Origin of the sequence: Faecalibacterium sp. DFI.5.82 (genome assembly GCF_029076575.1) — a bacterium.
Taxonomy (GTDB): domain Bacteria; phylum Bacillota; class Clostridia; order Oscillospirales; family Ruminococcaceae; genus Faecalibacterium; species Faecalibacterium duncaniae.
The window spans coordinates 1-315 of sequence record NZ_JARFIS010000414.1 but is presented as its reverse complement, the minus strand read 5'-3'; the positions used below and the strand labels follow the sequence as shown (position 1 = coordinate 315).

The window sequence follows — 315 nt, the reverse complement described above, 5'->3', positions numbered from 1 at the left end:
CCAGCTTGTAGCTGCGGCCCCAGCTGTTGTAGGTCAGGCGGGTCCTGTAGCTCTCGGAGTGGGTGATGCTGATGGTTTTGGCCGCAGGGGCACCGGGACGGTCGTTGGAGGCCGCGGTGCGGTAGTCGGCAAAGTGGAAGAAAGGCGTTTCGTTGGCGTAGGTCAGGCCGATGCCGGCATTACCGGCTGCCTGTTTGCTCTCCTTGCCGGAGGTGAACTCGGTGTGTTCGTAGGCTACATTGCGGCCGCGGCTGTCACGGTGGGCAACGTGGGGGTGGACCGGCGTGTTGAAGTAACTCTTGCCGCCGATGTTCA

Annotated in this window: 1 pseudogene; it reads right to left on the bottom strand. The window is 62.9% G+C overall.

Annotation, left to right across the window (positions count from 1 at the left end):
- A pseudogene (locus P0G09_RS17220) lies at positions 1-315 on the bottom strand (Tat pathway signal sequence); the annotation flags it as partial.